At 41.7% G+C, this 24,817-nt stretch carries 32 protein-coding genes; 25 read left to right on the top strand and 7 right to left on the bottom strand.

Annotated features, from left to right (window positions below; genetic code table 11):
* Positions 1–117 precede the first annotated feature (117 nt).
* Positions 118–774: a phosphatidylserine decarboxylase family protein gene (locus ACYVBM_RS03510; RefSeq protein WP_460684229.1), complete on the top strand. Its 657-nt coding sequence runs from the start codon at positions 118–120 to the stop codon at positions 772–774.
* A gap of 72 nt (positions 775–846) precedes the next feature.
* Entirely contained in the window at positions 847–1,278 is a 432-nt protein-coding gene (locus ACYVBM_RS03505; RefSeq protein WP_460684228.1) for a nuclear transport factor 2 family protein, read from the top strand.
* 173 nt (positions 1,279–1,451) lie between these two features.
* Here ACYVBM_RS03505 and ACYVBM_RS03500 read toward each other — a convergent pair whose 3' ends face one another.
* The 3 genes from ACYVBM_RS03500 to ACYVBM_RS03490 are packed head-to-tail and all read right to left on the bottom strand — an operon-like array spanning position 1,452 to position 3,976.
* Entirely contained in the window at positions 1,452–2,036 is a 585-nt protein-coding gene (locus ACYVBM_RS03500) for a tetratricopeptide repeat protein (protein ID WP_460684227.1), read from the bottom strand.
* 50 nt (positions 2,037–2,086) lie between these two features.
* On the bottom strand, positions 2,087–3,088 hold the full coding sequence (locus ACYVBM_RS03495; RefSeq protein ID WP_460684226.1) for a VWA domain-containing protein: 1,002 nt from the start codon (positions 3,086–3,088) through the stop codon (positions 2,087–2,089).
* 60 nt (positions 3,089–3,148) lie between these two features.
* Positions 3,149–3,976: a penicillin-binding transpeptidase domain-containing protein gene (locus ACYVBM_RS03490; RefSeq protein WP_460684225.1), complete on the bottom strand. Its 828-nt coding sequence runs from the start codon at positions 3,974–3,976 to the stop codon at positions 3,149–3,151.
* A gap of 115 nt (positions 3,977–4,091) precedes the next feature.
* On the opposite strand from ACYVBM_RS03490, the gene ACYVBM_RS03485 reads away from it, so the two are divergent.
* Positions 4,092–4,658, top strand: a complete 567-nt coding sequence (locus ACYVBM_RS03485; RefSeq protein ID WP_460684224.1) for a hypothetical protein — start codon at positions 4,092–4,094, stop codon at positions 4,656–4,658.
* An 89-nt stretch (positions 4,659–4,747) separates the two neighbouring features.
* Here the strand turns inward: ACYVBM_RS03485 and ACYVBM_RS03480 are convergent, their stop codons facing one another.
* On the bottom strand, positions 4,748–5,908 hold the full coding sequence (locus ACYVBM_RS03480; RefSeq protein ID WP_460684223.1) for an acyltransferase family protein: 1,161 nt from the start codon (positions 5,906–5,908) through the stop codon (positions 4,748–4,750).
* A 221-nt stretch (positions 5,909–6,129) separates the two neighbouring features.
* On the opposite strand from ACYVBM_RS03480, the gene rfbB reads away from it, so the two are divergent.
* The 13 genes from rfbB to ACYVBM_RS03415 all read left to right on the top strand — a co-directional run bounded on the left by rfbB (position 6,130) and on the right by ACYVBM_RS03415 (position 17,940).
* Complete coding sequence (gene rfbB / locus ACYVBM_RS03475) at positions 6,130–7,188, top strand: dTDP-glucose 4,6-dehydratase (protein WP_460684222.1); 1,059 nt, start codon at positions 6,130–6,132, stop codon at positions 7,186–7,188.
* Entirely contained in the window at positions 7,163–7,612 is a 450-nt protein-coding gene (locus tag ACYVBM_RS03470; protein ID WP_460684221.1) for a GxxExxY protein, read from the top strand. Before rfbB ends, ACYVBM_RS03470 begins: the two co-directional genes overlap by 26 nt.
* A gap of 34 nt (positions 7,613–7,646) precedes the next feature.
* Positions 7,647–8,501 carry a glucose-1-phosphate thymidylyltransferase RfbA gene (gene rfbA / locus ACYVBM_RS03465; protein ID WP_460684220.1) on the top strand — a complete coding sequence of 285 codons (855 nt, stop codon included), beginning with the start codon at positions 7,647–7,649 and terminating at the stop codon, positions 8,499–8,501.
* A gap of 84 nt (positions 8,502–8,585) precedes the next feature.
* Entirely contained in the window at positions 8,586–9,908 is a 1,323-nt protein-coding gene (locus tag ACYVBM_RS03460; protein WP_460684219.1) for a UDP-glucose dehydrogenase family protein, read from the top strand.
* A 3-nt stretch (positions 9,909–9,911) separates the two neighbouring features.
* On the top strand, positions 9,912–10,892 hold the full coding sequence (locus ACYVBM_RS03455; RefSeq protein WP_460684218.1) for a UDP-glucuronic acid decarboxylase family protein: 981 nt from the start codon (positions 9,912–9,914) through the stop codon (positions 10,890–10,892).
* Positions 10,893–10,922: 30 nt separating this feature from the next.
* Positions 10,923–11,660 (top strand): hypothetical protein, encoded by a 738-nt coding sequence (locus tag ACYVBM_RS03450; RefSeq protein ID WP_460684217.1) that lies wholly within the window; start codon positions 10,923–10,925, stop codon positions 11,658–11,660.
* Between the two features lie 217 nt (positions 11,661–11,877).
* Positions 11,878–12,381, top strand: coding sequence for an RNA polymerase sigma factor (locus tag ACYVBM_RS03445; protein ID WP_460684216.1), 504 nt, complete (start codon positions 11,878–11,880; stop codon positions 12,379–12,381).
* Between the two features lie 132 nt (positions 12,382–12,513).
* Positions 12,514–13,776, top strand: a complete 1,263-nt coding sequence (locus tag ACYVBM_RS03440; protein ID WP_460684215.1) for a cation:proton antiporter — start codon at positions 12,514–12,516, stop codon at positions 13,774–13,776.
* A 20-nt stretch (positions 13,777–13,796) separates the two neighbouring features.
* Positions 13,797–15,959, top strand: a complete 2,163-nt coding sequence (recG, locus tag ACYVBM_RS03435; RefSeq protein WP_460684287.1) for an ATP-dependent DNA helicase RecG — start codon at positions 13,797–13,799, stop codon at positions 15,957–15,959.
* A gap of 63 nt (positions 15,960–16,022) precedes the next feature.
* Positions 16,023–16,559, top strand: coding sequence for a DUF488 domain-containing protein (locus ACYVBM_RS03430; RefSeq protein ID WP_460684214.1), 537 nt, complete (start codon positions 16,023–16,025; stop codon positions 16,557–16,559).
* A gap of 93 nt (positions 16,560–16,652) precedes the next feature.
* Positions 16,653–17,039 (top strand): type II toxin-antitoxin system RelE/ParE family toxin, encoded by a 387-nt coding sequence (locus ACYVBM_RS03425; protein WP_460684213.1) that lies wholly within the window; start codon positions 16,653–16,655, stop codon positions 17,037–17,039.
* Complete coding sequence (locus tag ACYVBM_RS03420; protein ID WP_460684212.1) at positions 17,023–17,325, top strand: helix-turn-helix domain-containing protein; 303 nt, start codon at positions 17,023–17,025, stop codon at positions 17,323–17,325. The genes ACYVBM_RS03425 and ACYVBM_RS03420 overlap by 17 nt, the downstream gene beginning before the upstream one ends.
* A gap of 330 nt (positions 17,326–17,655) precedes the next feature.
* Complete coding sequence (locus ACYVBM_RS03415; protein ID WP_460684211.1) at positions 17,656–17,940, top strand: addiction module antidote protein; 285 nt, start codon at positions 17,656–17,658, stop codon at positions 17,938–17,940.
* A gap of 85 nt (positions 17,941–18,025) precedes the next feature.
* Here the strand turns inward: ACYVBM_RS03415 and ACYVBM_RS03410 are convergent, their stop codons facing one another.
* The 3 genes from ACYVBM_RS03410 to ACYVBM_RS03400 all read right to left on the bottom strand — a co-directional run bounded on the left by ACYVBM_RS03410 (position 18,026) and on the right by ACYVBM_RS03400 (position 19,103).
* Positions 18,026–18,265 carry a helix-turn-helix domain-containing protein gene (locus tag ACYVBM_RS03410; RefSeq protein ID WP_460684210.1) on the bottom strand — a complete coding sequence of 80 codons (240 nt, stop codon included), beginning with the start codon at positions 18,263–18,265 and terminating at the stop codon, positions 18,026–18,028.
* Positions 18,266–18,411: 146 nt separating this feature from the next.
* Positions 18,412–18,651 carry a helix-turn-helix domain-containing protein gene (locus ACYVBM_RS03405; RefSeq protein ID WP_460684209.1) on the bottom strand — a complete coding sequence of 80 codons (240 nt, stop codon included), beginning with the start codon at positions 18,649–18,651 and terminating at the stop codon, positions 18,412–18,414.
* 179 nt (positions 18,652–18,830) lie between these two features.
* Positions 18,831–19,103 (bottom strand): helix-turn-helix domain-containing protein, encoded by a 273-nt coding sequence (locus ACYVBM_RS03400; RefSeq protein WP_460684208.1) that lies wholly within the window; start codon positions 19,101–19,103, stop codon positions 18,831–18,833.
* Positions 19,104–19,427: 324 nt separating this feature from the next.
* On the opposite strand from ACYVBM_RS03400, the gene ACYVBM_RS03395 reads away from it, so the two are divergent.
* The 9 genes from ACYVBM_RS03395 (at position 19,428) to ACYVBM_RS03355 (ending at position 24,761) form a co-directional block, all read left to right on the top strand.
* Positions 19,428–19,922 carry a hypothetical protein gene (locus ACYVBM_RS03395; RefSeq protein WP_460684207.1) on the top strand — a complete coding sequence of 165 codons (495 nt, stop codon included), beginning with the start codon at positions 19,428–19,430 and terminating at the stop codon, positions 19,920–19,922.
* A gap of 319 nt (positions 19,923–20,241) precedes the next feature.
* Entirely contained in the window at positions 20,242–20,739 is a 498-nt protein-coding gene (locus ACYVBM_RS03390) for a hypothetical protein (RefSeq protein ID WP_460684206.1), read from the top strand.
* A 185-nt stretch (positions 20,740–20,924) separates the two neighbouring features.
* A complete protein-coding gene (locus ACYVBM_RS03385) occupies positions 20,925–21,314 on the top strand; it encodes a hypothetical protein (protein ID WP_460684205.1) in 390 nt (129 codons plus the stop codon).
* A 154-nt stretch (positions 21,315–21,468) separates the two neighbouring features.
* Complete coding sequence (gene infA / locus ACYVBM_RS03380; protein WP_460684204.1) at positions 21,469–21,687, top strand: translation initiation factor IF-1; 219 nt, start codon at positions 21,469–21,471, stop codon at positions 21,685–21,687.
* A 29-nt stretch (positions 21,688–21,716) separates the two neighbouring features.
* Positions 21,717–21,833, top strand: coding sequence for a type B 50S ribosomal protein L36 (gene ykgO / locus ACYVBM_RS03375; RefSeq protein WP_071609307.1), 117 nt, complete (start codon positions 21,717–21,719; stop codon positions 21,831–21,833).
* A gap of 110 nt (positions 21,834–21,943) precedes the next feature.
* Positions 21,944–22,324 carry a 30S ribosomal protein S13 gene (rpsM, locus tag ACYVBM_RS03370; RefSeq protein ID WP_460684203.1) on the top strand — a complete coding sequence of 127 codons (381 nt, stop codon included), beginning with the start codon at positions 21,944–21,946 and terminating at the stop codon, positions 22,322–22,324.
* 155 nt (positions 22,325–22,479) lie between these two features.
* Positions 22,480–22,881, top strand: coding sequence for a 30S ribosomal protein S11 (gene rpsK, locus ACYVBM_RS03365; RefSeq protein WP_460684202.1), 402 nt, complete (start codon positions 22,480–22,482; stop codon positions 22,879–22,881).
* 173 nt (positions 22,882–23,054) lie between these two features.
* The gene (gene rpsD / locus ACYVBM_RS03360; protein ID WP_460684201.1) at positions 23,055–23,660 is read left to right on the top strand and encodes a 30S ribosomal protein S4; all 606 of its coding nucleotides are present in this window, start codon (positions 23,055–23,057) and stop codon (positions 23,658–23,660) included.
* Between the two features lie 99 nt (positions 23,661–23,759).
* Entirely contained in the window at positions 23,760–24,761 is a 1,002-nt protein-coding gene (locus ACYVBM_RS03355; RefSeq protein ID WP_460684200.1) for a DNA-directed RNA polymerase subunit alpha, read from the top strand.
* Positions 24,762–24,817 lie beyond the last annotated feature (56 nt).

Here is a 24,817-nt window from a genome sequence, read left to right as displayed (position 1 = left end):
TAATGCCCGGCAAGCAGCTTGTAAGGTCCTTATTAACTATTGTTCTTTAGCAAATTTTTTTGTGGCTACTTGTTCTTGGAAGAATCTGTAATTTTGCAGCACAAAAAATTACAGTACATGACATTGCATCGTGAAGGAAAGGGTTCTATTGCTATTGCGGTTATTCTTTTCCTGATTATCAATTTTATTTCATACAAATTTTTATTTGCTTCTTATCCTGTTATCTTTTATCTGCTGTTATTAGCAACATTGGTGATTTTGGGATTGGTTATCTCTTTTTTCAGGATACCTGACAGAAGGTATAATATTAACCCCAATGCTGTAATAGCACCCTGCGATGGTAAAGTAGTGGTAATCGAAGAAGTGCAGGCCGATGAGTATTTTAACGACAGACGCATCCAGGTTTCCATTTTTATGAGCCCCTTAAACGTACATGTAAACCGCAATCCGGTAAGCGGCGAAGTGGTATATAACCAGTATCATAAGGGCAAATACCTGGTAGCCTGGCATCCCAAATCATCTACCGAAAATGAGCGCCATACCAATGTATACCGTGTCGGCGATAAAGAAGTGCTGACCAAGCAGATTGCCGGTGCACTGGCAAAGCGTATTGTTAATTATCTTTCTGTGGGCAGCAAAGTGCAGCAGGCCGGGGAAATGGGATTTATTAAATTTGGCTCCCGGGTAGATCTGTTATTACCCCTTAATGCTGATATTAAAGTAAAAATTGGTGATATTGCAGTAGGAGGCATTACAGAAGTTGCCTACTGGTAAGATTTGTGTAAGGTGTAAGGATGACGGTTTTTATGCGAAACTCCATCTTGTAATAGATAAAAAAATATATAGATGAAAAAATTATTTTTGATTGCAGCAATCGCTTTTTCCATTCATGCCCAGGCGCAACGCAGTTATGCAGAGCAGGTAGAAAAAACCGCGGCCCAGTTTATAAAAGCTTTGGAAGACAGTGATATTAAAACCCTGGGCGCTTTGGCTGCTCCTAAATTAACCTATGGCCACTCCAGCGGCAGGGTTGAGAATAAAGAGCAGTTTTTACAAACTTTTAGATCAGGAGCATCTGACTTTGTAAAAATCAATATTACAGACCAAACTATTGATGTTACGGGCACAACAGCAATTGTACGCCATTTATTTGATGCAGATACCAATGACAATAACAAGCCCGGCCATATTACTTTAAAAATTATGACGGTTTGGCAAAAGCAGGGGAGTAAATGGATACTGCTGGCGAGGCAGGCAGTTAAGCCCCCGGTGCAATAACAAAAGCACTATTGTTGTGTCGTAAGTTGGTCAAGTTAAGTGAAAACAGAAATAATAATGTTCAATACTCAACGCTCAATATTCATTTATGAGATTGGTATACAAGCTAAGTATTGATTATTGAACATTGCGTATTAAGTGTTAAAATGAAACCACTTATAATTCCTGTAACACTACCAGTCCTTTCCAACACTGCCGCCAAACTGTGTTTTTTTATTTGACGCTTTTCTTTGCGTATTTCGTTCCTTCTGCTCCAGTCTGTCTAACTGCTGCTGTGCCTGGCTTTTATCTAATTTAGATGGCTGGGGCTTTTCTTCGCCACCTCCACCGCCACTCCTTTTTTGCTCAGACAAAGCTTTTTGTAAGTTCTCCCGGGCATTATCATCCTGGCTGTTCAATCTTAATGCCTGCTTATAGGCCTCAATACTTTCCTCCGTTTTATTTTGATTACTATATACAACTCCTGTATTATAGTAAGCGCCTGATCTTAATGCAGCAGTTGCTGCTGCAGATGAGGAAACCTGCTGGTAAGCTTTTACCGCATCGTCGGGCTTTTTTTGTTTGTATAAAGCTGTGCCTTTGTTAAAAAGTGCGGTGTACCTGTATTTTTCTTCGGTAACCTTATCATAGCTTTTTACCGCTTCAGCCAGTTGCCCTCTTTTAAAAAAGGTATTGCCTTCTTTTATAAAGCTTTGCTGGCTCTGGGCAGCACCAAGCAAAACAAGGGCTGAGAATAATAATGTTAAAAATAATTGCATAACAATTTCCAACTTTTAAACTTTCCAACTTTAACTGTTCTCTGTATCCGTCAGCCTTTCCTTCCTTCCGGCAGTAACTGTTCCCAAATGAGCAACAGCAGCATAAGGGCCACAAAAACCCAGAAATAATAGGAAAAGCTCATGAGACTGGTATCGCCGGTTACCTTTTTATCTATCTGGGAAAGGTTGGCGGTTATCTGCTTTACAGCATCATCACTGTTTTGCAGATGCACGTAAATACCATGGGTATTGACCGCTATTTGCTTCAGCTCCTGCTCATTCAGCTTTGAAATAATTTCGATACCGGTTTCCTTGTCTACCTTATGCCCGCTGGTAGAGTCATCTGGAATGAAGCTTCCGGTGGGAGAGCCAATTCCTACTGTATTTACCATCAATCCGCGTTTCGACAATTCTTTTGACAGGCCAATAGCTTCTTCATCATGGTCTTCTCCGTCAGAAATTAAAACTACTGCCCTGTACCTGGCATCGCGTTCTCCAAAAGCATTCAGGCTTTCCTGTAAAGCGTCGCTTATCACCGTACCTTTCATGGGAACCGCATCTGGTGAGGCTTCATTTATGAACATTTGTGCAGCTCCATGATCGGAGCTGAGGGGCATCTGCAAATAGGCTTTGCCTGCGAAAAGCACCAGGCCTACACGGCTGTCGGGAAGGGCGTCCATTAATTTGCTGATGAGCTGTTTAGCCCTTTGCAGGCGATTAGGCGCAACATCTTCGGCCAGCATGCTTCTGCTTACATCCAGTGCAAATACTACGTCTATACCTTTACGGACAATGCCATCACTTCCTCCTGGCTTACGCAAATTCATCACGGCCAGAACGCCCATCACAAAAGCCAGGCAGATCAGTATGAACTTTACTGTAAAACGATGGGAGCTGTACCTGCGCAACATGGCTTTTACCAGCCATGGACTACCTATTTTTTCTGCAGTACGCTTTTTCCATTTGTTTACACGAAGGAATAGTAACAAAAAGAAAAGAAGCGCTAAAAAGAGCCATGCAAAAAACGCATATTGAAACTGGAAGGAGTTCATGGTTTGTTACCGGTTTCAGGTTTCTGGATATTTAAAATTCAATATTTTACATTCCTTCCTCTACATCTGCCCTTCAAAAAAACCATATTCCTTTAAAATAGCTTTAAGCATTTTAAGCCTTACGGTACTCATATCATAATTCGGGTCGGGCGATTCAACATTTAAAACGAAAAAATAGGGATGTTTATTTTCTTCAATCCATCCCACCACCCATCCCAGGGCATGACCTTTATCGGTGGTGCCCCAGCCCGTTTTATAAGCCAGGGTATAGTTGGAATTATTTTCCAATAACATCGCGTGTTTTACTTTCTGCTGATATATTTTGAAGAAAGGCAGTTCATCAAAATACAATTGCTTCACCACGCCGAGGTTCTGATCGGGGGTCAATTTAAGCGAGTTGTCTAACCAGAAACTGTCAATCTTTGAAATTTTATAAGGCTTTTTATCTTTACCTGCACCATATTTAAGAGAATCCAGCCAGAACTGCATGGTATCTTTCCCTATACGGCGCGCTATTTCCTGGTAATAAGGAACGGATGATGCACGGAATGCCTGGTACATGTTCAGATCTTTATTCCATGCTTCCACAGAGCGTTGAACACCATCCCATGGGATAACCATACTGTCGCTTGAAATTTTGCCGGTTTGCAGGCCGATCAGCGAATTAATGATCTTAAAAGTAGAAGCCGGTAAATAGGCGCTGTCCCGGTAACGTTTAAGGTTGTAAATAGTAAAAACGCCCGTGCCGTTGTTAAACAATGCAAAGCAGCCGTCTAAATGATTTTCATCGAAGTACTTTTTAGGACTATCATCCACTTTTACATTGTTTTGGGTACAGGATACCGTCATACCTGCTGCCACCATTACCATTACAATTAACCTTTTCATATTCTTTATCATACGTTATGCAAAAATAGGCCTACCATTGTTTTGGCCGGTGTTTTTAGCGTTTTTTAACACGGAACTGGCACGTAGATTGTAATTAGCTTATATATAAGTAGTTATGCCGGAAGCATTATTTTCATACGACCCATTGAACGATTATCGGTTAATACTGGATTTGCCTGCCGGCATAAAAGAAAAGGTAACAGCAGCGAAGACTGCTTTTGACCTGGAATACAAGGGCATGACGATAGCAGGCGGACAACCGTTCGTGTACCTGGCGGCGTTTTCGCAAAATGAATCTCTGGAGCAGGAAATGTCCGATACGCTGTACAGGATCGCATTAGGCTTTATGCCTTTTAAGGCACATCTTAGAAACTTTGATCAAACAGGCCATAATGAAATATTTATGCCGTTTGAAGATGTAAAACCGGTTGAGTTACTGATACAGCGGTTAAAAAGTGCGGGCCCGGTTTTCAAAAATGCAAAGTTTAATGAGTTGCCAAGAATATCCATTGCCCGGGGATTACAGCCTTTTCAGTTTAACAAAAGCTGGGCGGCTTTTGAGCATCGCCGCTTTTCTGCCACATTTATTGTAGAAGGAATGCTGTTGCTGAAACGCATGGAAGGCTTTAGCAGCTGGCAGATATTAAGGCGCCTGGAGTTTGAGAATATGGTGGTTGAATGAGCCAATTAGCCAATGTGCTAATATGCTAATGCCCGTTCGGCGTTCAATGGACGATGAACCTCAAACTATAAACCTTAAAACCTGAAACTTTAAACCTTAATATAAATCTTCTTCTTATCCAGCCACCAGCAAATAGCCCACATAATTATAATGATACAAAGCGCATAAAGAAGTGAGCCGGCCCTTGGATCACCCGGGATATGAATAAAGATCTTTTTGTACAGGACGTTCCAGAAGGTAGTTCCATCCTGGAATTTAAAAAGTGCTGCTGTTTTAGGCAGAAAGGCGCTTAATGCAAAAATGAATAATGGGTTTTTCCCAAATACTTCGAAAAACCGGGTGGGGAAGCCCCTGTAGCCTTTTACTTCTATAAAATAGATCATAGTGCTTAACGTAACAATAGCCAGTCCGACCGTATAAACCGTATAAGAGCTGGTCCATATTTTTTTGTTGATCGGAAACACCATATCCCAGCAAAAGCCGGTTATGAGCAGTGCTACCCCGGCAATAAACAACCCCGTAAGGGTTTTGTAGATGGCATTGGGTTCTGAAGCGGACGCATTGTTTTTGATATACATTCCAACAAAATATCCAAAAACCACTTCAACAATAGCAGGAAGGGTGCTCAGGAGCCCCTCGGGGTCAAAGGGAACCCCTTCCCCTTTATACATGTGCGGAATATGCAGGATCGCTTTATCTATTTCTGTTCCAACCCAGCCTTCTATACTATAAGGGTCTGCCGGGTTGCCTAGCACACATATAGCCCAATATAGCAAGAGCAATAAAAGACCGGTAAAATAAGCAACTTTAGGCTTCAAATAGTAAACAATAACAGATGCAAAAAAATAGCAAACGGCTATACGCTGCAGTACTCCAAAAATACGCACGCCTTTTTCGTTGTCATACTGGTTGATCCATCCAATAAATTCAAGACTGTCTTCGTTCCAGCGCACAAAAGGGTACCAGTTTAAAAACAGCCCGATTCCAAAAATAAGAACGGTCCTTTTTAATATCTTTTTCCAGAAGGCACTATCGCCCTGCTCTTTCAGCCGGGGCATTACAAAGGCCATAGCGTTGCCCACCGCAAAAAGAAAAAAGGGGAAAACGAGGTCGGTAGGAGTAAGCCCGTGCCAGGGAGCATGTTTTAACGGAGGGTAAATATGTGCCCAGCTGCCGGGGTTATTTACGAGTATCATGAGGCATACGGTAGCGCCTCTGAATATATCAAGCGATTGATAGCGTACTTTCATGCGTATATATTTTTAACAGGCAGGCTTACAGGCGAGCATGGGTTATTGTCTTGGCCTCCCTCAAACTTACAGTAAAAGTATTCATTCCTTCATTAGTACAGATGAGAATTTTTTATCCTGTTAGCAAGAAGTATAAAGGCGGTACATCGGGTGAGGAGCATCCATATGTGGTCTCATACAGCTATATTTGCAAATTATTTTAACTGAACTAATTTTAATTCATGTCTGGCAAAACCATTATGATCACCGGCGGAGCAGGTTTTATAGGCTCGCATGTTGTACGGTTATTTGTAAATAAGTACCCCGATTATAAGATTATTAACCTGGATGCGCTTACGTATGCAGGAAACCTGGAGAATTTGAAGGATATAGAAGACCGGTCCAACTATGTTTTCGAAAAGGTGAATATAGTGGATGCCGAAGCCGTGAAAGCCATTTTTGCAAAACACCAGCCTGATGGCGTGATACACCTTGCTGCCGAAAGCCATGTAGACAGGTCGATTACCTCTCCCCTAGACTTTGTTTATACCAACGTAATCGGAACCGTAAATCTTTTAAATGCGGCGAAAGAACTATGGAAAGACGATTTTGAAGGTAAAAGATTTCATCATGTCTCCACAGATGAGGTATACGGCGCTTTAGGCGATACGGGTTTTTTTACGGAAGATACTGCTTACGATCCCCACTCTCCCTATTCCGCTTCCAAAGCATCATCAGATCATTTTGTTTATGCTTACGCGGACACGTATGGATTACCGGTGGTTTTAACCAATTGCTCTAATAATTACGGTCCCAATCATTTCCCCGAAAAGCTGATCCCGTTGATGATTCACAATATCATTAACCACAAGCCGCTGCCGGTGTATGGTGATGGAAAGTACACCCGCGACTGGCTATATGTGATCGACCACGCCCGGGCTATTGATCTTGTTTTTCATGAAGGGAAAAATGCGGAAAAGTATAATGTAGGAGGTTTTAATGAGTGGAAAAATATCGACCTCGTGAAATTACTTTGCAGGCAGATGGATGAAAAATTAGGCCGCGAGCCGGGCACCAGCGAGCAACTGATCACTTTTGTAAAAGACCGTCCGGGGCACGATTTAAGATATGCTATTGATGCGACCAAGATCAACAAAGAATTAGGGTGGTCGCCTTCCGTAACTTTTGAAGAAGGCTTGTCTAAAACTATTGATTGGTTTTTAAGTAATCAGGAGTGGCTTAAAAATGTAACCAGCGGCGATTATCAGAAGTATTATGAGAAGCAGTATGATGCTAATTAATGCTAATTATGGCGAATTGATGCTAAATACATCTGGCGAAATATTATTTAAAGATGAAAGCTACATGATTGTAGGGGCGTGTATGCGGGTGCACTCTGCTTTAGGCCCGGGGTTTTTGGAATCTGTTTATATGGAAGCACTGGAAAAAGAGTTTGGTCGTGTGGGTATCGTCTTTGAACGAGAGAAGAAATTGCAGGTAATGTTTGACGGTATTATCTTAAAAAAGTATTTTAAAGCCGATTTTCTATGTTATAACGAAATCATTGTTGAAGTTAAAGCAATGAGTGTACTTATACAAAGAGAAGAAAAGCATGTGCTGAATTATCTTCGTGCATCTAATAAGAAGTTAGGAATATTAGTAAACTTTGGTGAGCCATCGCTCAAGTATAAACGCATACTTAATTCAAGGTATTCGCATAATTAGCAGTAATTCGCAACAATTTGTAAAATTCGCATTAATGAAAGGTATAATTCTCGCAGGCGGCTCCGGTACAAGGCTCTATCCCATAACAAAAGCAATCAGCAAGCAGTTGATGCCTATCTATGACAAGCCTATGATTTATTATCCGCTATCTGTATTGATGATGGCCGGTATAAACGAAGTGCTGATTATAACGACTCCGGAAGATAATGCGGGGTTTAAAAGATTGCTAGGTGATGGCTCCCGTGTGGGATGCCGGTTTGAATATGCGGTGCAGGAAGAGCCTAACGGATTGGCCCAGGCATTTGTGATTGGGGCGGAATTTATCGGGAACGATAAGGTAGCGCTGGTTTTAGGAGACAATATATTTTATGGAACGGGTTTAGGAACACAACTAAAAAAGCTGGCCGATGTGGATGGCGGGTATGTATTTGCTTACCGGGTAAGCGATCCCGAAAGATACGGTGTGGTGGAGTTTGATGAAGCAATGAAAGCCGTTTCGATCGAGGAAAAACCCCAACAGCCTAAATCCAATTATGCTGTGCCGGGATTATACTTTTATGATAATTCTGTGGTGGACATAGCCAGGCAGCTCGAGCCATCTGCCCGTGGTGAATATGAAATAACTGATGTAAATAAGATCTATTTAAAGCAGGAGAAGCTGCATGTAGCCGTTTTAGACAGGGGCACCGCCTGGTTGGATACCGGAACTTTTGATTCGCTTACCGATGCGGCAGAATTTGTGCGGGTGATAGAAAAAAGACAGGGTACCAAAATTGGATGTATTGAAGAGATCGCCTGGCGCAATGGCTTTATTACAAAAGCACAACTGGATGTGCTGGGAGATGAGCTCATCAAAAGCGGATATGGAGAATATTTAAAAAAGCTGTAAGTTGAAATAGCTTATCTTGTTTGATAAAATGGTATTCGCGGTTATAATACTTAAAGGTCCTCAAAATATAAACTAAAATACATTATGAAAATTGCTGTTGTTGGAACGGGATACGTAGGGTTAGTGACGGGAACCTGTTTTGCTGAAACAGGTAATATTGTTCATTGCGTAGACGTAAATAAAGAAAAAATAGCAAAGCTGAAGAAAGGTCAGTGCCCTATTTACGAACCAGGGCTGGATGTGCTTTTACAGCGGAACCTCAAAGAGAAAAGAATTTTGTTCTCTACAGACCTGAAAACTGCTGTTGATAAATCTGATATTATTTTCCTGGCCCTGCCCACTCCTCCGGGCGAAGATGGCTCTGCAGACCTGAAATACATTTTAAATGTTGCGGAAGATTTATCAAAAATTATAACAACCTATAAAGTAATTGTAAATAAAAGCACAGTGCCCGTAGGTACCGCCGAAAAAGTAGCGGAAGTGCTGGGTAAGCAATTATCAGAAGACCTGTTTGATGTTGTTTCAAATCCAGAATTTCTGAGAGAAGGTATTGCAGTTGACGACTTTTTAAAACCGGACAGGGTGGTAATCGGAACATCTTCAGACAGGGCGCGTGATATGATGAGCGAATTGTACCAGCCTTTTGTCCGCCAGGGAAATCCTATTTATTTTATGGATGAGCGCAGCTCGGAAATGACTAAATATGTTGCCAACTCCTACCTGGCTATGCGTATTTCGTATATGAATGAAGTAGCCAATCTTTGTGAGCTTACCGGCGCAAACGTAGACCTGGTACGTATTGGTATTGGTAGCGACAGCCGTATTGGTAAACGGTTCCTGTTCCCGGGTATCGGTTACGGTGGCAGCTGTTTTCCTAAAGATGTATTGGCGTTGCACCATACTTCCAAACAAAATAAGTACGATTTTAAATTACTGGATACAGTAATGAAGGTGAACAAGAACCAAAAAACAGTTTTGTTCAAAAAGATCAAAAAGTACTATAAGAACGACCTCAAAGGCAAAAATTTTGCCATGTGGGGACTGGCATTTAAACCTGAAACAGACGATATCCGCGATGCGCCTTCTCTTGAATTAATAAATGAATTGTTGCATGCAGGCGCGAGTGTAACGGTATTTGATCCTGAAGCTATGGGTAACGTAAAAAGCCTTCTGGGAAATAAGATCACTTATGCAAAGGACCCCTATTCGGCGCTTAAAAATGCCGATGCTTTACTGATTGTAACGGAATGGAGCGAGTTCAGAAATCCTGATTTTGAGCGAATGGTAAAGAACCTGAAATCCAAAACAATATTCGATGGCAGAAACGTTTTCAACCTCGAAAAAATGGAAGAGTTAGGATTCCATTATAACAGCATCGGCCGGAAAACTATCAACAGCAAAAACTAAAAAATGAAGAAAAGGGTACTAATTACAGGAGCCGCAGGCTTTTTGGGATCACATTTATGCGACAGGTTTATTAAAGAAGGATACCATGTAATAGCAATGGATAATCTTATTACAGGAGATTTAAAGAACCTGGAGCACCTGTTCCCGAACCCTGACTTTGAGTTTTATCATCACGATGTTACCAAATACATCCATATTCCCGGCAGCCTGGATTATATCCTGCATTTTGCTTCCCCGGCCAGTCCTATCGATTACCTGAAAATACCCATACAAACCCTGAAAGTAGGGGCTATGGGTACGCACAACTGCCTCGGCCTGGCCAAAGCAAAAGGTGCAAGGATACTGGTAGCCTCAACAAGTGAGGTATATGGCGATCCTTTGGTACATCCCCAAACAGAAGAATACTGGGGCAATGTAAACCCGGTGGGACCCCGTGGTGTATATGATGAAGCCAAACGTTACCTGGAATCCATCACCATGGCCTATCATACTTTTCACAAAGTAGAAACCCGCATTATCCGGATCTTCAATACCTACGGCCCCCGTATGCGGCTGAATGACGGACGGGCGCTGCCTGCATTCATTGGCCAGGCATTAAGGGGAGAAAACATAACCGTTTTTGGCGATGGATCTCAAACCCGTAGCTTCTGCTATGTAAGCGACCTGGTTGAGGGCATCTACCGCCTCCTTTTAAGCGATTATACAGGGCCTGTAAATATTGGTAATCCTGATGAAATATCTCTGAAAGATTTTGCCGAAGAGGTATTAAGCTTAACAGGAAATACCGTTAAAATTGTTTATGAACCATTACCGGTAGACGACCCCAAGCAAAGAAAGCCCGATATCACAAAAGCAAAAACTATTCTGAGCTGGCAACCAAAGGTCAGCAGGGCAGAAGGTTTACGGGAAACCTACAACTATTTCAAATCTTTGCCCCCTGAAGAGTGGTTTAAACAGCCGAAGGAGTTCGTTTCAACAAAATAGATATATTTAGCTGTTAATTTACATCTTATTGTGATAAGGAAAGCTGTTTTCCTGGTGGTATTAATGACTGGTTCGCTTGGGGTTTTCGCACAGCATTACCAAAGGGAAATGGTTTGTGATCCTGATACGGTGAACTATGGAAATGGCTATTCAAAGCTTGGGCCGGTAGAACAGTATAAGGCTTTCAGATGTGTGCAGGTGACAAAACTGGGGATCAGGGTTGATGTGGGGTTCAACCACTATGTCTATAGTTCAAAAACCAGGGATTGGCTGGGCAATCACAACGGACCGCTGCTGGGTATATCCATCGCCTATACCAATTTTAGTATAGGCTTTAAATTTAAACCTGCAACTGTTACACCGCAAACAGAGCTTGCTTTTAATGAAGTGCTACTGACCAGCGAAGCAAAGCTTAACCCCAATAAAATGGACTACGAATTAGCTTATTCCATTAATCTGAGGCAAAACATTTCTATCGAGCCGTTTATTGGCCTTTCTGCAAACCGGTTTGTAGTGATAAATGAAAAGGATCTGAAAAAGCACTACGAGATTAAAAATGCCAAAGGTTCAATTACCGGAGTGACGCTCAACAAGTATTTTAGTTTGAAAGGCGTTCAATTCTTCTCAGTATTTGCCAGATATGGATATGGATTTGTAAATTTTAAAAGCTCTCATGAGCAGCTAGGCAACGGCTACTCAGACCTGTCGTTGGGAATTGCCTATAAAGCATTCGGGAAAAAGCAATTCCTTAAAAGAATTGTAGAATAGCCTAGATATCCGGGTCAGTGCTCTCCAAAATGAACCCCCATTTGACCTTTTTTGGCGCATTTCTTGACAAATAGGGTAAATCGCAGATGACTTTATCTGTAGTAATGACAGGGATTGCTTTTCGGTAAAATTTTTGTAAAACTTAATACAGTTTAATTTATTCCCTATATTTTATAGGTATCTTAGCGTACTTATTTAAACTACAAATCCGGGCAGCATGGAAAAAGAAAAAGAGTTTAGTGATCTGTTGGTTGATAATGCAGGGTTTTTAAAACCATTTGCCGTCAATCTTACAAAAAATAATGAAACTGCCAACGACCTTTACCAGGAAACCCTTTATAAAGCGTTGGCTAATAAAGAAAAGTATAATTCCGGTACTAATATTAAGGCATGGTTATTTACTATCATGCGTAATATTTTTATTAATGATTATCGTCGTAATGCTAAACGCAGAACGGTTTTTGACAGTACTCCGGAAGACTACCTGATCAACCTGAGCCAGGTGTCTGTTGCCAACTCTGCAGAAGGAAATTTGAGGCAGAAAGAAATAGAAGCGGCTATTGAAGGGCTGCCCGAAACCTTTAAAGTACCTTTCAAATTGTATTTTGAAGGGTACAAATACCAGGAAATATCCGAATACCTCGATGAGCCCTTAGGTACTATCAAAAGCCGCATTCACTTTGCGCGCAAGTTACTGAAAGAACAGATCAACAGATATTAATGCAGGAATTGATTGGTATTGCTTTTATCAATCTTATAAATTATAAAGAGGCTGTTTCCGCTTTTGGAGACAGCCTCTTTTAGTTTTTTCAAAAACCTTATCTTGCGCTCTTCCCTTAATTGATTTGATCTTATGGAATTATATTACTCACTGTCTATACTTATAGTAATTGCATCGTTATTTGCATTTTTAAATCTTAAAATTTTAAAACTACCGTCCAGCATTGGTATTATGCTGATCGCGTTGGTTAGCTCTGCGTTATTGGTACTTATTGGTCATTTTTTTCTGCCCAAAACACTGGAGCATTTTTCAGGTTTAATTAGCGGGGTTGATTTTACGGATGTGTTAATGGGCGCTATGCTGAACTTCCTGTTATTTGCAGGCGCTATCCATATACATGTTAATGATCTCAGGGAACAACGTGCGCCTATTGTTATTTTTGCTACCATCAGTGTGGTGATATCTACGGTTGTGGTGGGATATCTTTTGTACTTTGTGCTGCCCTGGCTGGGCATTTCGTTACCGCTGATCTATTGCCTGCTTTTCGGGGCGCTCATCTCACCTACCGACCCTATTGCGGTGCTGAGCATTCTGAAAAAAGCAAAAGTGAATAAGTCTTTAGAGACTAAAATAGCCGGGGAATCTTTGTTCAATGATGGTATTGCAATTGTGGTATTTACCATCCTGTTAAGCATTGCAAAAGGAACAGACGAAACCATTGATACGGGTACTGTAAGCTGGCTTATCCTCAGAGAAGCGGGCGGTGGTATTTTGCTTGGGTTAATTTTAGGCTTTACGGCTTCAAAAGCCATAAAATCGATTGACGATTATATTGTAACCGTATTGATAACCCTTTCGGTGGTGATGGGTGGTTACCTTATTGCCCATCAGCTGCATATTTCGGGGCCGCTTACAATGGTGCTGGCAGGGCTCATTATTGGCAATGTCGGAAAAAAAGTGGCCATGTCGGCTCCTACACGCGAGTATGTTGAGAAATTTTGGGAACTGATAGATGAGATCCTGAACGCCATACTGTTCCTGTTAATTGGATTAGAATTAATGGTCATTCCCGAGCTTAATAGATTCCTGGTTGCCGGTCTCCTCTGTTTTGTACTTGTGATAGCCGCCAGGGTTGTTTCCATCTGGCTGCCCACAAGGATGATCGCATTCAGAAGAAAATTTTCGGCGCAGACCATTAGGATCCTGGTTTGGGGTGGGTTACGCGGTGGCGTTTCTATTGCTTTGGCACTTTCTATCCCGGCTACAGCGCAAAAGAACAGTGTTGTTGCCATTACCTACATAGTGGTGGTTTGTTCCATACTTATCCAGGGGTTATCAATAAATAAGCTGGCCAATAAGGGCGCAAAGCTGGAGGATGCGGTGAAAGGTGGATAAGTTTATAGGTCAATTACAGCCTGTTTTTATCATTCATAAAAATTAAATTCGCAACTTATAATTCATCGTTCATCACGAACCAGTCACAAATATTAGCCAGCCCTATTGTCTATCTCAAGGGTGTGGGCCCACAGCGCGCCGAGCTTTTGCAAAAAGAGCTGGGCATTTTTACGTTTAACGACCTGTTGCATCATTTCCCTTTCAGGCATGTAGACAAAACCAGGGTAACGGCTATCGGCAATATTGATCCCGCTGAAGAGTACGTGCAAGTGGTGGGCCTCCTGGAAAACATGCAGGTGATCGGCGAAAAGCGTGGCCGGCGGCTTATCGCGCAGCTACGGGATAAAACCGGTTTGGTGGAGCTGGTCTGGTTCAGCGCCATCAATGTCATTCAAAAAATGCTGCATCCGGGCCAGGCCTACATTGTATATGGGAAATTATCGTGGTTTATGAGCAAACCACAGATCGTTCATCCCGAAATGGAAGCATGGTCACCCGAAAAGCTGGCGGGCAAAGACGTGCTGGAGCCTGTTTATCCATCAACAGAAAAACTGAAAGCCAAAAACCTGGGCGGCAGGCAGATAGGTAAACTCACCAAGGTATTATTGCCTCATATTCGGCTTAACGATATCCCCGAAAATTTCCCACAGCAACTGCTGGACGATCTGAAGCTTATGCCGCGTTTCGAGGCTTACCAGCAGATCCATTTCCCTCAAACCCAGAAACATTACGAGGCAGCTTTACGCCGGCTAAAGTTCGAAGAAATTTTCTGGGCGCAAATGCGTATGAATCTATTACGCTCCCAGCGGCACCGTTTTTCAAAAGGGGTAGTGTTTGACGTGGTGGGAGATCATTTCAATACATTTTATAATCAATACCTTCCTTTTGAGCTGACAGGAGCGCAGAAACGGGTGCTGAAGGAAATAAGAAGCGATACGGCACGGGGCAAACAAATGAACCGCCTGCTACAGGGCGATGTAGGCAGCGGTAAAACCATTGTGGCGCTGCTTTGCATGTTGCTGGCCGCGGATAACAGTTACCAGTCGGTATTGATGGCGCCTACGGAGATCCTTGCCCGGCAGCACTTTCAGGGAATTACTTCTTTGCTGGAAAAGATGGACATTGAAGTAGCGCTGCTTACCGGCTCCGTAAAAGGAAAAGAACGGAAGAACATATTGCAGGGCATTGCCGAAGGAACTATTCATTTATTGATCGGCACTCATGCTGTAATAGAAGATGCGGTGCAATTTAAAAACCTGGGCCTGGTAATTGTAGATGAGCAGCACCGCTTTGGAGTAGCGCAGCGCGCGAGGCTTTGGGAGAAGAACGATATACCACCTCACGTGTTGGTAATGACTGCGACACCTATTCCACGAACATTAGCCATGACAGCCTACGGCGATTTGGATTACAGCGTGATAGACGAGTTGCCCCCCGGCCGTCAACCTATACAAACCGTTCATCGCTTTGATAATGACCGGAGCCAGGTGATGGATTTTCTGAAAGCCGAAATTGCTTTAGGCAGACAGGTGTACATTATTTTTCCCCTGATAGAAGAAAGTGAAAAACTGGATTATGAGAACCTGATGCGTGGTTACGATGAAATAAAAACTTATTTCCCCGAACCGCAGTACTGGATCAGCATGGTACATGGTAAGCAGCCTGCTGCACAGAAAGAGCTGAACATGCAGCGGTTTGTAGAGCATGATACGCAGATCATGGTTTCTACAACGGTTATCGAGGTAGGGGTCAATGTGCCGAACGCATCGGTAATGGTAATTGAAAGTGCAGAAAAATTCGGGCTCTCGCAATTGCACCAGTTGCGGGGTAGGGTAGGGCGTGGCGCCGAAAAAAGCTATTGCATTTTGCTTACAGGAAGAAAGTTGGGTAACGATGCCCGCGAACGCATGAAAATAATGACCAGCACCAACAATGGTTTTGTGATTGCCGAAAAAGACCTGGAGTTGCGCGGACCCGGCGATATTGAAGGTACGCGGCAAAGCGGCGCGCTCAATTTTAAGCTGGCCAATATTGTGAACGACAGGGCAATGGTGGAAACGGCAAAAAAAGTTACAGAAGAAATATTAACAGACGACCCCGACCTGTCAAAGCCTGAAAATGCACCATTGAAGCAGTTCCTGCAATCGCAGAAGGGGAAGACCATTTGGAGTAAGATCTCATAACCTGGTCTGACCGTCCCGGTCTGACCAGCATAAAGAAAGTATATTTGAGTGAAGAATTATAAAATGAAACCTACCATTTATACCATAGGGCATTCCACCCACAGCATAGAGGATTTTATTGAAATGCTGCAATCCTTTGGCATCAGGGCCCTGGCAGATATCAGGCGTTTTCCCTCTTCACGAAAGTATCCGCAGTTTAATAAAGAAAATCTCGATGCGGCATTAAAACGTAACGGCATAGATTATATACATCTGGAAGATTTGGGCGGAAGAAGATCAGTGCAGAAAGATTCCGATAACAGCCGCTGGCGCAATGCTTCTTTCAGAGGTTATGCAGATTATATGGAAACAGAAAGTTTTAAAAAGGCAATGGCCGTATTAGAAGCGATGGCATTGAAACACTCCGTAGCCTATATGTGTTCCGAAGCGGTGTGGTGGCGATGTCATCGCTCGCTGGTATCTGATTATTTAAAGGCAAAAGGGTGGACGGTGTTACATATTATGGCAGCAGGCAAAGCAGAAGAGCACCCTTACACATCGCCCGCAAGAGTGGTGGGCGACCGTGTGTTTTATTCCGATAAAAATTTGTTTAATGATTAGAGTAAAAACCTGCCAAGTACTTTCATAAAATCCAACTTATTACAACTTAAAAAAAAGGCTTTATTGTGTTCCATTATTAGTTAACTTTGCCAAATGGATGCCATTAGAGAAATTATCTTTTACAAAAAATACTTCGAGGACTTTTTTGAAACTCTTCCTCAAAAAGTAAAGGATAAAATAGATGAAGTACTTTTCATGATTACGATTATTGAGCGCATCCCTGCAAAATTTTTTAAAAGCATCGAAGGCATAAAAGGCCTGTTCGAAAGTCGTGTTGAATATGAAAGTAATATTTACAGAATCTTCTGTTGCTTCGATAGAGGAAACTTAGTAGTGTTGTTTAACGGGTTTCAAAAGAAGGCACAAAAAACACCCGCAAAAGAATTAGAAAAAGCAGAAAAAATAATGAAGGAATACCTTGCCCATCAGCAGGCAGGGTTTGATGAACAAAAAGGCAATAATAATGAAAGCAAAAAATAAAAATATCACCACTTTTTCAGAACATCTTGATAAAAGGTATGGGAAAATAGGCTCTGCAAAACGTACAGAATTTGAGATAAAAGCCAAATCTTTTGCAATAGGGGAGCTTATTAAAGAAGAACGAAAACAAGCCCAATTAACACAAGAGCAACTGGCAGAAAAGATTGGGGCCAAAAAGAGTTTTATATCCAGAATTGAGAACGGGCATAGCGATATCCAGCTATCCACTCTTTATAAGCTTATTGAGTATGGATTAGGCCGGAAGGTAAATCTGACTATTCAATAACTCCCATAATCATTAAAGCTGGATAATTTCCCAGGCGAGTCTCTGCTTGGTGGGCCTGTGACAGAAGGCACGGCTTGCCGTAGCCAGGAGTAAGAAGCCATAAATTGCCACAAATTCCAGCGTCCTGTACGGCAGAATGATTTTGGGGTACAACAATTTGTTATACAGATCAACGTATGCCACGAATGCACGAATAATTCCCTTTTTCAGCTATCTTCTCTATTCGTGCATTCGTGGCTATTGTTCTGCTAATTGGTGGAGACAAATCAACTCAACAGAAGGATATTGAAAAGGCGAAGGACATTTGGGACAAATTAAAGAAGTAAAAAAATGGAAACATCAAAATTTGATATTGCAGACTACTTGGACAGCAACGAAATGATTGCCGAATATCTAAATGCTGTTTTGGAAGAAGGAAATGATACTGAGATTGTGTCTGCAATAGGACATGTAGCTAAGGCAATTGGTATGACTAAAATAGCAGAACAAACCGGAATGAGTAGACCAAGTCTATACAAAGCATTATCTGACGGAGCCAAACCACAATTTTCAACTATCATGAAAGTTTTAAAAGCTGTTGGCGGACAAATTAGAGTAAATCCGATATCTGCCTAAAAAAACTCCATAATAATAGCTCATTTCTCAGGCGGGTCTCTGCTTATTACATTGTGACAGGCCGCAGAACTCGCCGTAAATTATATCACTCCTCAAACTCAAACTCAAAATCAAGCAATTTTTTAGGATGTACTTCCAGCCCTTTAGCTATTGCTACTAGAATTGATAAAGTAGTACTATGTTCCCCATTGATAATTCTGTAGACCTGTTTGGTTTCAATGCCACCTAGAGCTGCTACTACTTCCGGTGTTTTATGTTTTTGTTTAATAAGCTCCTTCAAATGTTTCCCAAAGGCATCCAAATATTTCTGATTTCTGATTTTCACAGAATGAAAGGTAAAAATATTTGCAAAACAAAATTATCAAATTTGACAATTTTAATGTATCGCCTTATTTTATTATGTAAATGATATATTGCTTCTCAGGCGAGTCTCTGCTTGTAGTATTATAAGCATGAGTGCTCGCCGTAACATCACTCCTCAAATTCAAACTCGAAATCAAGCAGTTTTTTAGGATGCAGTTTCATAGCTAACGCTAATGCAACAAGCGTTGCTACCGTAGGGCTTTGCCCTTTTACTTCTATCAGATAAATTTGTTTGGGCTCTACTCCGGCCATTGCCCCCAAAGTTTCTCTGGACAGCTTTTTTGTCGTCCTAAGCTTTCTTAGATTTTCACCGAACGCTATATCATATTTGGGGTTTCTTATACTCACTTGTGTGAAGGTGCGATGTAATAGAAAAAAGTATCACGTCAAATTTAACGTGATATAAGTATTTGCTTATATTTGGGATGGATAAAAATATATTTGCGATTCTTCATAAAATCATTTGAAGCATTCGCTTTGAGTCTCGCTTTTGAAACCTGAGAAATTTCTGTAGCGCGCGAGATGAGCTAACCGGGCTTCTTGCTTTTATCTTTTTTCAGAATAACCTTTTCTGGTAGAAATTCACGAGGTGATAGGTTAAAGTAATCGGCTAATAAACTGATGTGAGTAAGATTGTACTTTGCCCTATTATTTATACTCTCTATATTGCCTATGAATGATTTTGATTTTCCTATGATATTGCCAATATCATCCTGAGAGAGATTCTTACTTTTTCTCAAATCTCTGACATAATCAATTACATATTGCTCAATAGGGGATATATATTCCTGCTCATTCATTAATCCGAAATAATGAAAGAATAAAAAAAATATGCACACACATGTGTGTGCGATTGTTTTTTTACTTAGTTTTGTTTTAAAGAATTTTAAAATAGTCTTTTGATGGGTTAGAAATATTATTCGAAATACATAATTAAATAATTGAAGCATTTCGCTTTGATTCTCGCATTAGAAACGTCGGAACTTTCAATGTACACGAGATGATAGGTAAATTGCCCACGTTACGGCGTGGGCTCTTCCGAACGTGTACAGGTCTCCGACGGCCTCTAATGCGGTAAGTTGAGCGCCACGCCTTTTTTGTGCAGGTGCTATAAAAAAACTATTATGAACACCGCTACTACACCTGCACCGCAACAACCGTTTAACGAGGCCCAATGGCTGCGTATCTTATTTTTAATAGCCGATACCGAGCAATGGTTACAGCAATTACACAAAGATGTTTTTTACCAGTTGCCGCTAAAGCATCATAAAAAGCTGCTGCGCAAAAGCTGGTATTTAAGCGCTACGGCGCTGGCCCATATTATAGAGCGTCATTATGCGCCCGTTGCCCGCCATCCCGGCGCGGGCAAATTCACCATCAGCATAGATAGAATGGTAGCCATTATAAAAGAGGCTTTTGCCGGAGAGCCGCGGCCCGTACCGCAAAGCTGCCACCTGCAAAGGTTATGGGATACCGGCAGCCCTGTTGGATATGATGTAAATGGCAACCCTACCAGCCTGGTTACGGTTATTGCTGATGCGGCGGGGCGTATTGTTACGGCGTTTCCGGGTGTAGTGGTAGAGGCGTCTGCCACTACCTTGGGAACGTTAAGTGGTTGATAGAAGTAAAATGCTAAATAAGTAATCAATTATTTCTTCCACCTTTTTCTTAACGCTATTTTTTCAAGGCCATCTCAAAACGAGGAAAAAAATCAGGCGTAAGCAAACCTGCCCGTCCGTTCAGGCGGGTATTCACAGATGATTTGCCAAGCAGAGCGCTGATAGTAATTCCCGCCGGAAATAGTCCGCAACAATTTCCGGCTGCCTTTTTTGCTCCACTTTTTTGGCAAGCAAAAAACGTGGAAAAAAATTAAGAGGTATTGATGCTTCTAACCATGGTTCGTCAAGCTCCATGACATAATATAAAAATGCTATTATCATGAACAAACGCCAACACCTATACCTGGGTTGCTTTTTAAACCGCATCGCCATAACGTACCATTGCCATCCCTTAAAAGCATCGCCGCTTCAGATACTGAAGGACTTTTTTACTTACGCACCACCGGCATACCATTTAAAAGCCTTTGATGAATTTTGCCTGGCGGCGCTGCATGATTCCTACTGCTGGCATAGGGGCAGTCCGGGCAATGCGCTGTACTATAGTGAGCAGTTGGAGTTGTTGATAGAAGCCGCTTACCTGCTGTATTGGAAGCCGCACCGGTATAAAGTCCGCTTTAAAGAGCATGCGGCGTTTCTGCATACATTTTTCAGTTATGCATCGCCGGGCGAATGGAAAAAGAGGCATCATGCTTTTACCTCGGCCGCTATATCTAAAAGCTCGGTAGCCGACGAGCTGGCTGCTGCTGTTATATATGAGCATACTGCTTACCTTAAAAAGCTGGTAACCGTTGCTGCAGTTATAGCATCAGGCTTCTGAAGGGATAGTTAAATATGTGAACTGAAAGAAAAGAGCTGCGAAATGTTCATCGGCGTATTGGTTTTCATAAAACAGCCATGTGGAAGCTTTTTAGCAAAAAATGTTTGCTGAAACAGAAGGTTTGACATAAATTTATTGTCATTAATATTGTTAAGTCATTAAAATTCAATAAAAAACTCTCAGCCATGAAATTATCTGAATTAAAACCCGGGGACTGGATATTATTAAACGACGAAGGTGTGGAAAGGGACGGTACGGTAATAAGCGTCAGCCAGGAAGATCATAAAGTGCTGGTAGATAATGGTATACAAGAATTTTGGTATGAGCTGGAGTATATCAAGCCCCTGCCGCTTTCTGAAAAACAGCTTTTTGACCTGGGATTTGAAAAACTGGAGTCAGATAATGGTGCCAAATATGGCAAAGGAGCATTCAGGGTACATACGCCATCTGAAACCGATTTTTCGCAGGTAGAGACGTGGTATAGAGAAGATAAAAGATATTTTAACCATCCCATCACGGTAAGTCATCTCCAGAATATTCATTTAGATATGACCAAAGTGCCGCTGGAAGGATAGGGTAGTAGTTGGGAAGTTGATAAGTTGACAGGGAAAGCTCTTGCAAACTTTTCAACCTTCTAACTTTTTAACTAAAAAACCCCTTATACCGAAAATTTCGGGATGGGGTTTTTTTATTAACATAATCTCCCTATCTTTGCACCCCTAAATTTTTATGGCAAAACAACCCTTAATAAAACAAGATGGTGTAATACTCGAAGCTTTGTCCAACGCTATGTTTAGGGTAAAGCTGGATAATGGCCATGAAATTTTAGCTACTATCTCAGGAAAAATGAGGATGCACTATATCCGTATTTTACCTGGGGATAAAGTCGGATTAGAGATGTCTCCTTACGATTTAACACGTGGGCGCATCAATTTTAGGTATAAATAATTGTCTTACAACGTTAAAAACTTATAAAGATGAGAGTAAGGGCATCCATTAAAAAGCGCAGCGCGGACTGTAAAATTGTACGCCGTAAAGGGAAGCTGTATATTATTAACAAAAAGAATCCCCGCTTCAAGCAAAGACAAGGATAAGGCGGTAAGGTCTGAAAGACCGGGAGTCTGAAGCTATTTTGTGTACTTGCAGGCTTTTCCGGCTTACGGGCTCAATCATAAATCAAAAATTAAAAAACACAAATAGAACTATGGCACGTATTGCCGGTGTTGATTTACCAAAAAACAAAAGAGGAGAAATAGGGTTAACCTATATCTACGGTATTGGCCCTTCTACGGCTAAATATATTCTGGATAAGAATAATATCGACCGTAACAAAAAAGTAAATGACTGGAACGATGACGATCTAAACGCTATCCGTTCTACCATTACAGAAGAGTTAAAAGTAGAAGGACAGTTGCGCAGCGAAGTTCAAATGAACATCAAGCGTTTACTGGATATTGCCTGCTATCGTGGTCTCCGTCACAGGAAAGGGTTACCTGTTCGTGGTCAGCGTACTAAAACCAACAGCCGCACACGGAAAGGTAAACGTAAAACTGTTGCCGGTAAGAAGAAAGCCGCTAAGAAATAATTGCTGAAAGCCTGAAGCGTAAAGCTTAAGGCTTTTTTGCATTGCACCAAGTTATAACCAGATCAATTACGGAAGCCCGGTGCAGGAACAGGGTTGGTTTGGGTTCCGCTTATGGCGGAATTATTTATTTCATTTAAAGATTACCTCAGTTTCACATGGCAAAAGCACAATTAAGCGCAAAAGCCGCCGCTAAAAAAAGGATCGTAAAAGTAGATGCTTACGGCGATGCGCACATTTCTGCAACATTCAACAACATTATCATCAGTCTTACCAACAAAACAGGCCAGGTTATTTCCTGGAGCAGCGCTGGTAAAATGGGCTTCCGCGGTTCTAAAAAGAACACGCCTTACGCCGCCCAGATGGCTGCGGCTGATGCTGCTAAAGTAGCTACTGATGCAGGCTTGAAAAGAGTAGATGTGTTCGTAAAAGGGCCCGGCTCTGGCAGGGAAGGTGCTATACGTTCTCTTTCTCAATCCGGTATTGAAATAGTAACTATTAAAGATGTTACGCCGCTTCCGCATAACGGATGCCGTCCTCCCAAGAAAAGAAGAGTTTAATTTTTTATGTACGATGTTGGTTGTACGATATACGTACATCTTACATCGTACAACCTACATATTTTTGAGCCAGTTTGGTTTCATTTTTAAAAAGGGTACACAATTAATTTTTTCCAAAGCTTTTTAACGATTGATGTACCGGTTTCTAAAAAAGCTTAAATGAAAGTATAATTATGGCACGTTACAATGGTCCCAAGACCAAGATCTCCCGTATTTTCGGGGAGCCTATTTTAGGTAATGGTAAATGGTTGGGTAAAAACAGCAACCCTCCCGGTCAGCACGGTGAAAAGCGCAAGCGTAAAACCCTTGGCGAATACGCTTTGCAATTGCGTGAAAAACAAAAAGCCAAATACACTTATGGCGTTTTGGAAAAACAATTCCGCAAAACTTACGAAGAAGCTAACCGTCGTAAAGGTGTAACCGGTGATAACCTTATCAAATTACTTGAATCCCGTTTAGACAACACAGTATTTCGTATGGGTATCGCGCCCAGCCGTCCCGCTGCACGCCAGTTGGTAAGCCACAAGCACATCGAGGTAAATGGCGAAGTAGTGAACATCCCCAGCTATTTATTGAAAGCCGGTGATATCATCACTATTAAGGAAAGCAGCAGGGCCCGCACTTCTATCACAAGTGTGGTAAGCGCTAAAAATCCTAAATACACCTGGTTGGACTTTAACGAAACAACGCTTACAGGTACTTTCATTACTTATCCTGAAAGAGAAAGCGTTCCTGAAAATATTAAGGAACAGCTGATCGTTGAGTTGTATAACAAGTAATTTTTTAGAGAGTGGTGAATAGTGAGTAGTGAATGGGGTCAAATTTGAAGCCCTGCCTACTTGCCGCTACTACTCCCTACTTACCTTAAAAAATAAAATATGGCAATTTTAAATTTTCAGCAGCCGGATAAAATCATCCTCCAAAAAGCTTCTGACTTCGAAGCCCAGTTTGAATTTGCACCATTGGAGCCAGGTTATGGCGTAACCGTTGGTAATGCGCTTCGCCGGGTTCTGTTAAGCTCTTTGGAAGGGTATGCTATTTCGGCTATTAAAATAGAAGGTGTTGACCATGAGTTTGCTACCATCAAAGGTATCAGCGAAGACCTGGTTGAGATCATCCTGAACTTAAAGCAGGTTCGCTTTAAGAAAATTGTTGACCACGAAGTGGCCAATGAAAAAATTTCATTATCTGTAAAAAACCAGGCGCAGTTCACCGCTGGCATGATCGCCGATGGCACACAGTCTTTCCAGATCATGAATCCTGACCTGCTTATATGCACGCTGGATGCTTCTGCCAAGTTAGATATTGAATTAACTATTGGCAAAGGCCGTGGTTATGTACCTGCAGAGGAGAATGCCGTAAAAGATGCGCCGGTTGGTTTAATACCCATCGATTCTATCTTCACTCCCATTAAGAATGTAAAATACACTATTGAGAATACCCGTGTGGAGCAACGTACTGACTATGAAAAGTTAGTAATGGAAGTGGTTACAGATGGCACTATTCATCCTGAAGACGCGGTGAAACAAGCCAGCCGTATTCTTATCCAGCACCTGATGATCATCACCGATGAAAACATCACTTTCGATAATAAAGAAGAAAAGAAAGAAGACCTGGTAGATGAGAATACACTGCAACTGCGCAAGGTGTTGAAAACCCCGTTAGAGGACCTGGATCTGTCTGTACGTGCCTTTAACTGTTTGAAGGCTGCGAAGATCAACTCTTTAAGCGAGCTGGTACAGTACGAACAGGAAGACCTGATGAAGTTCAGGAACTTTGGCCAGAAATCTCTTTCAGAAATTGAGCAGGTGCTGAACGAAAGAGGCCTTGGTTTTGGAATGGACCTTCAGAAATTGGGTATCGATAAAGACGATTATTAAGAATTAGCATATTATCACATTAAATAGTAGGTTACAATTCCTTGACACGGTGTAAC

This window comes from Niabella aquatica, assembly GCF_054779315.1.
Note: the sequence above shows the minus strand (reverse complement) of the source record. Positions and strands in the feature narration are given on the sequence as shown.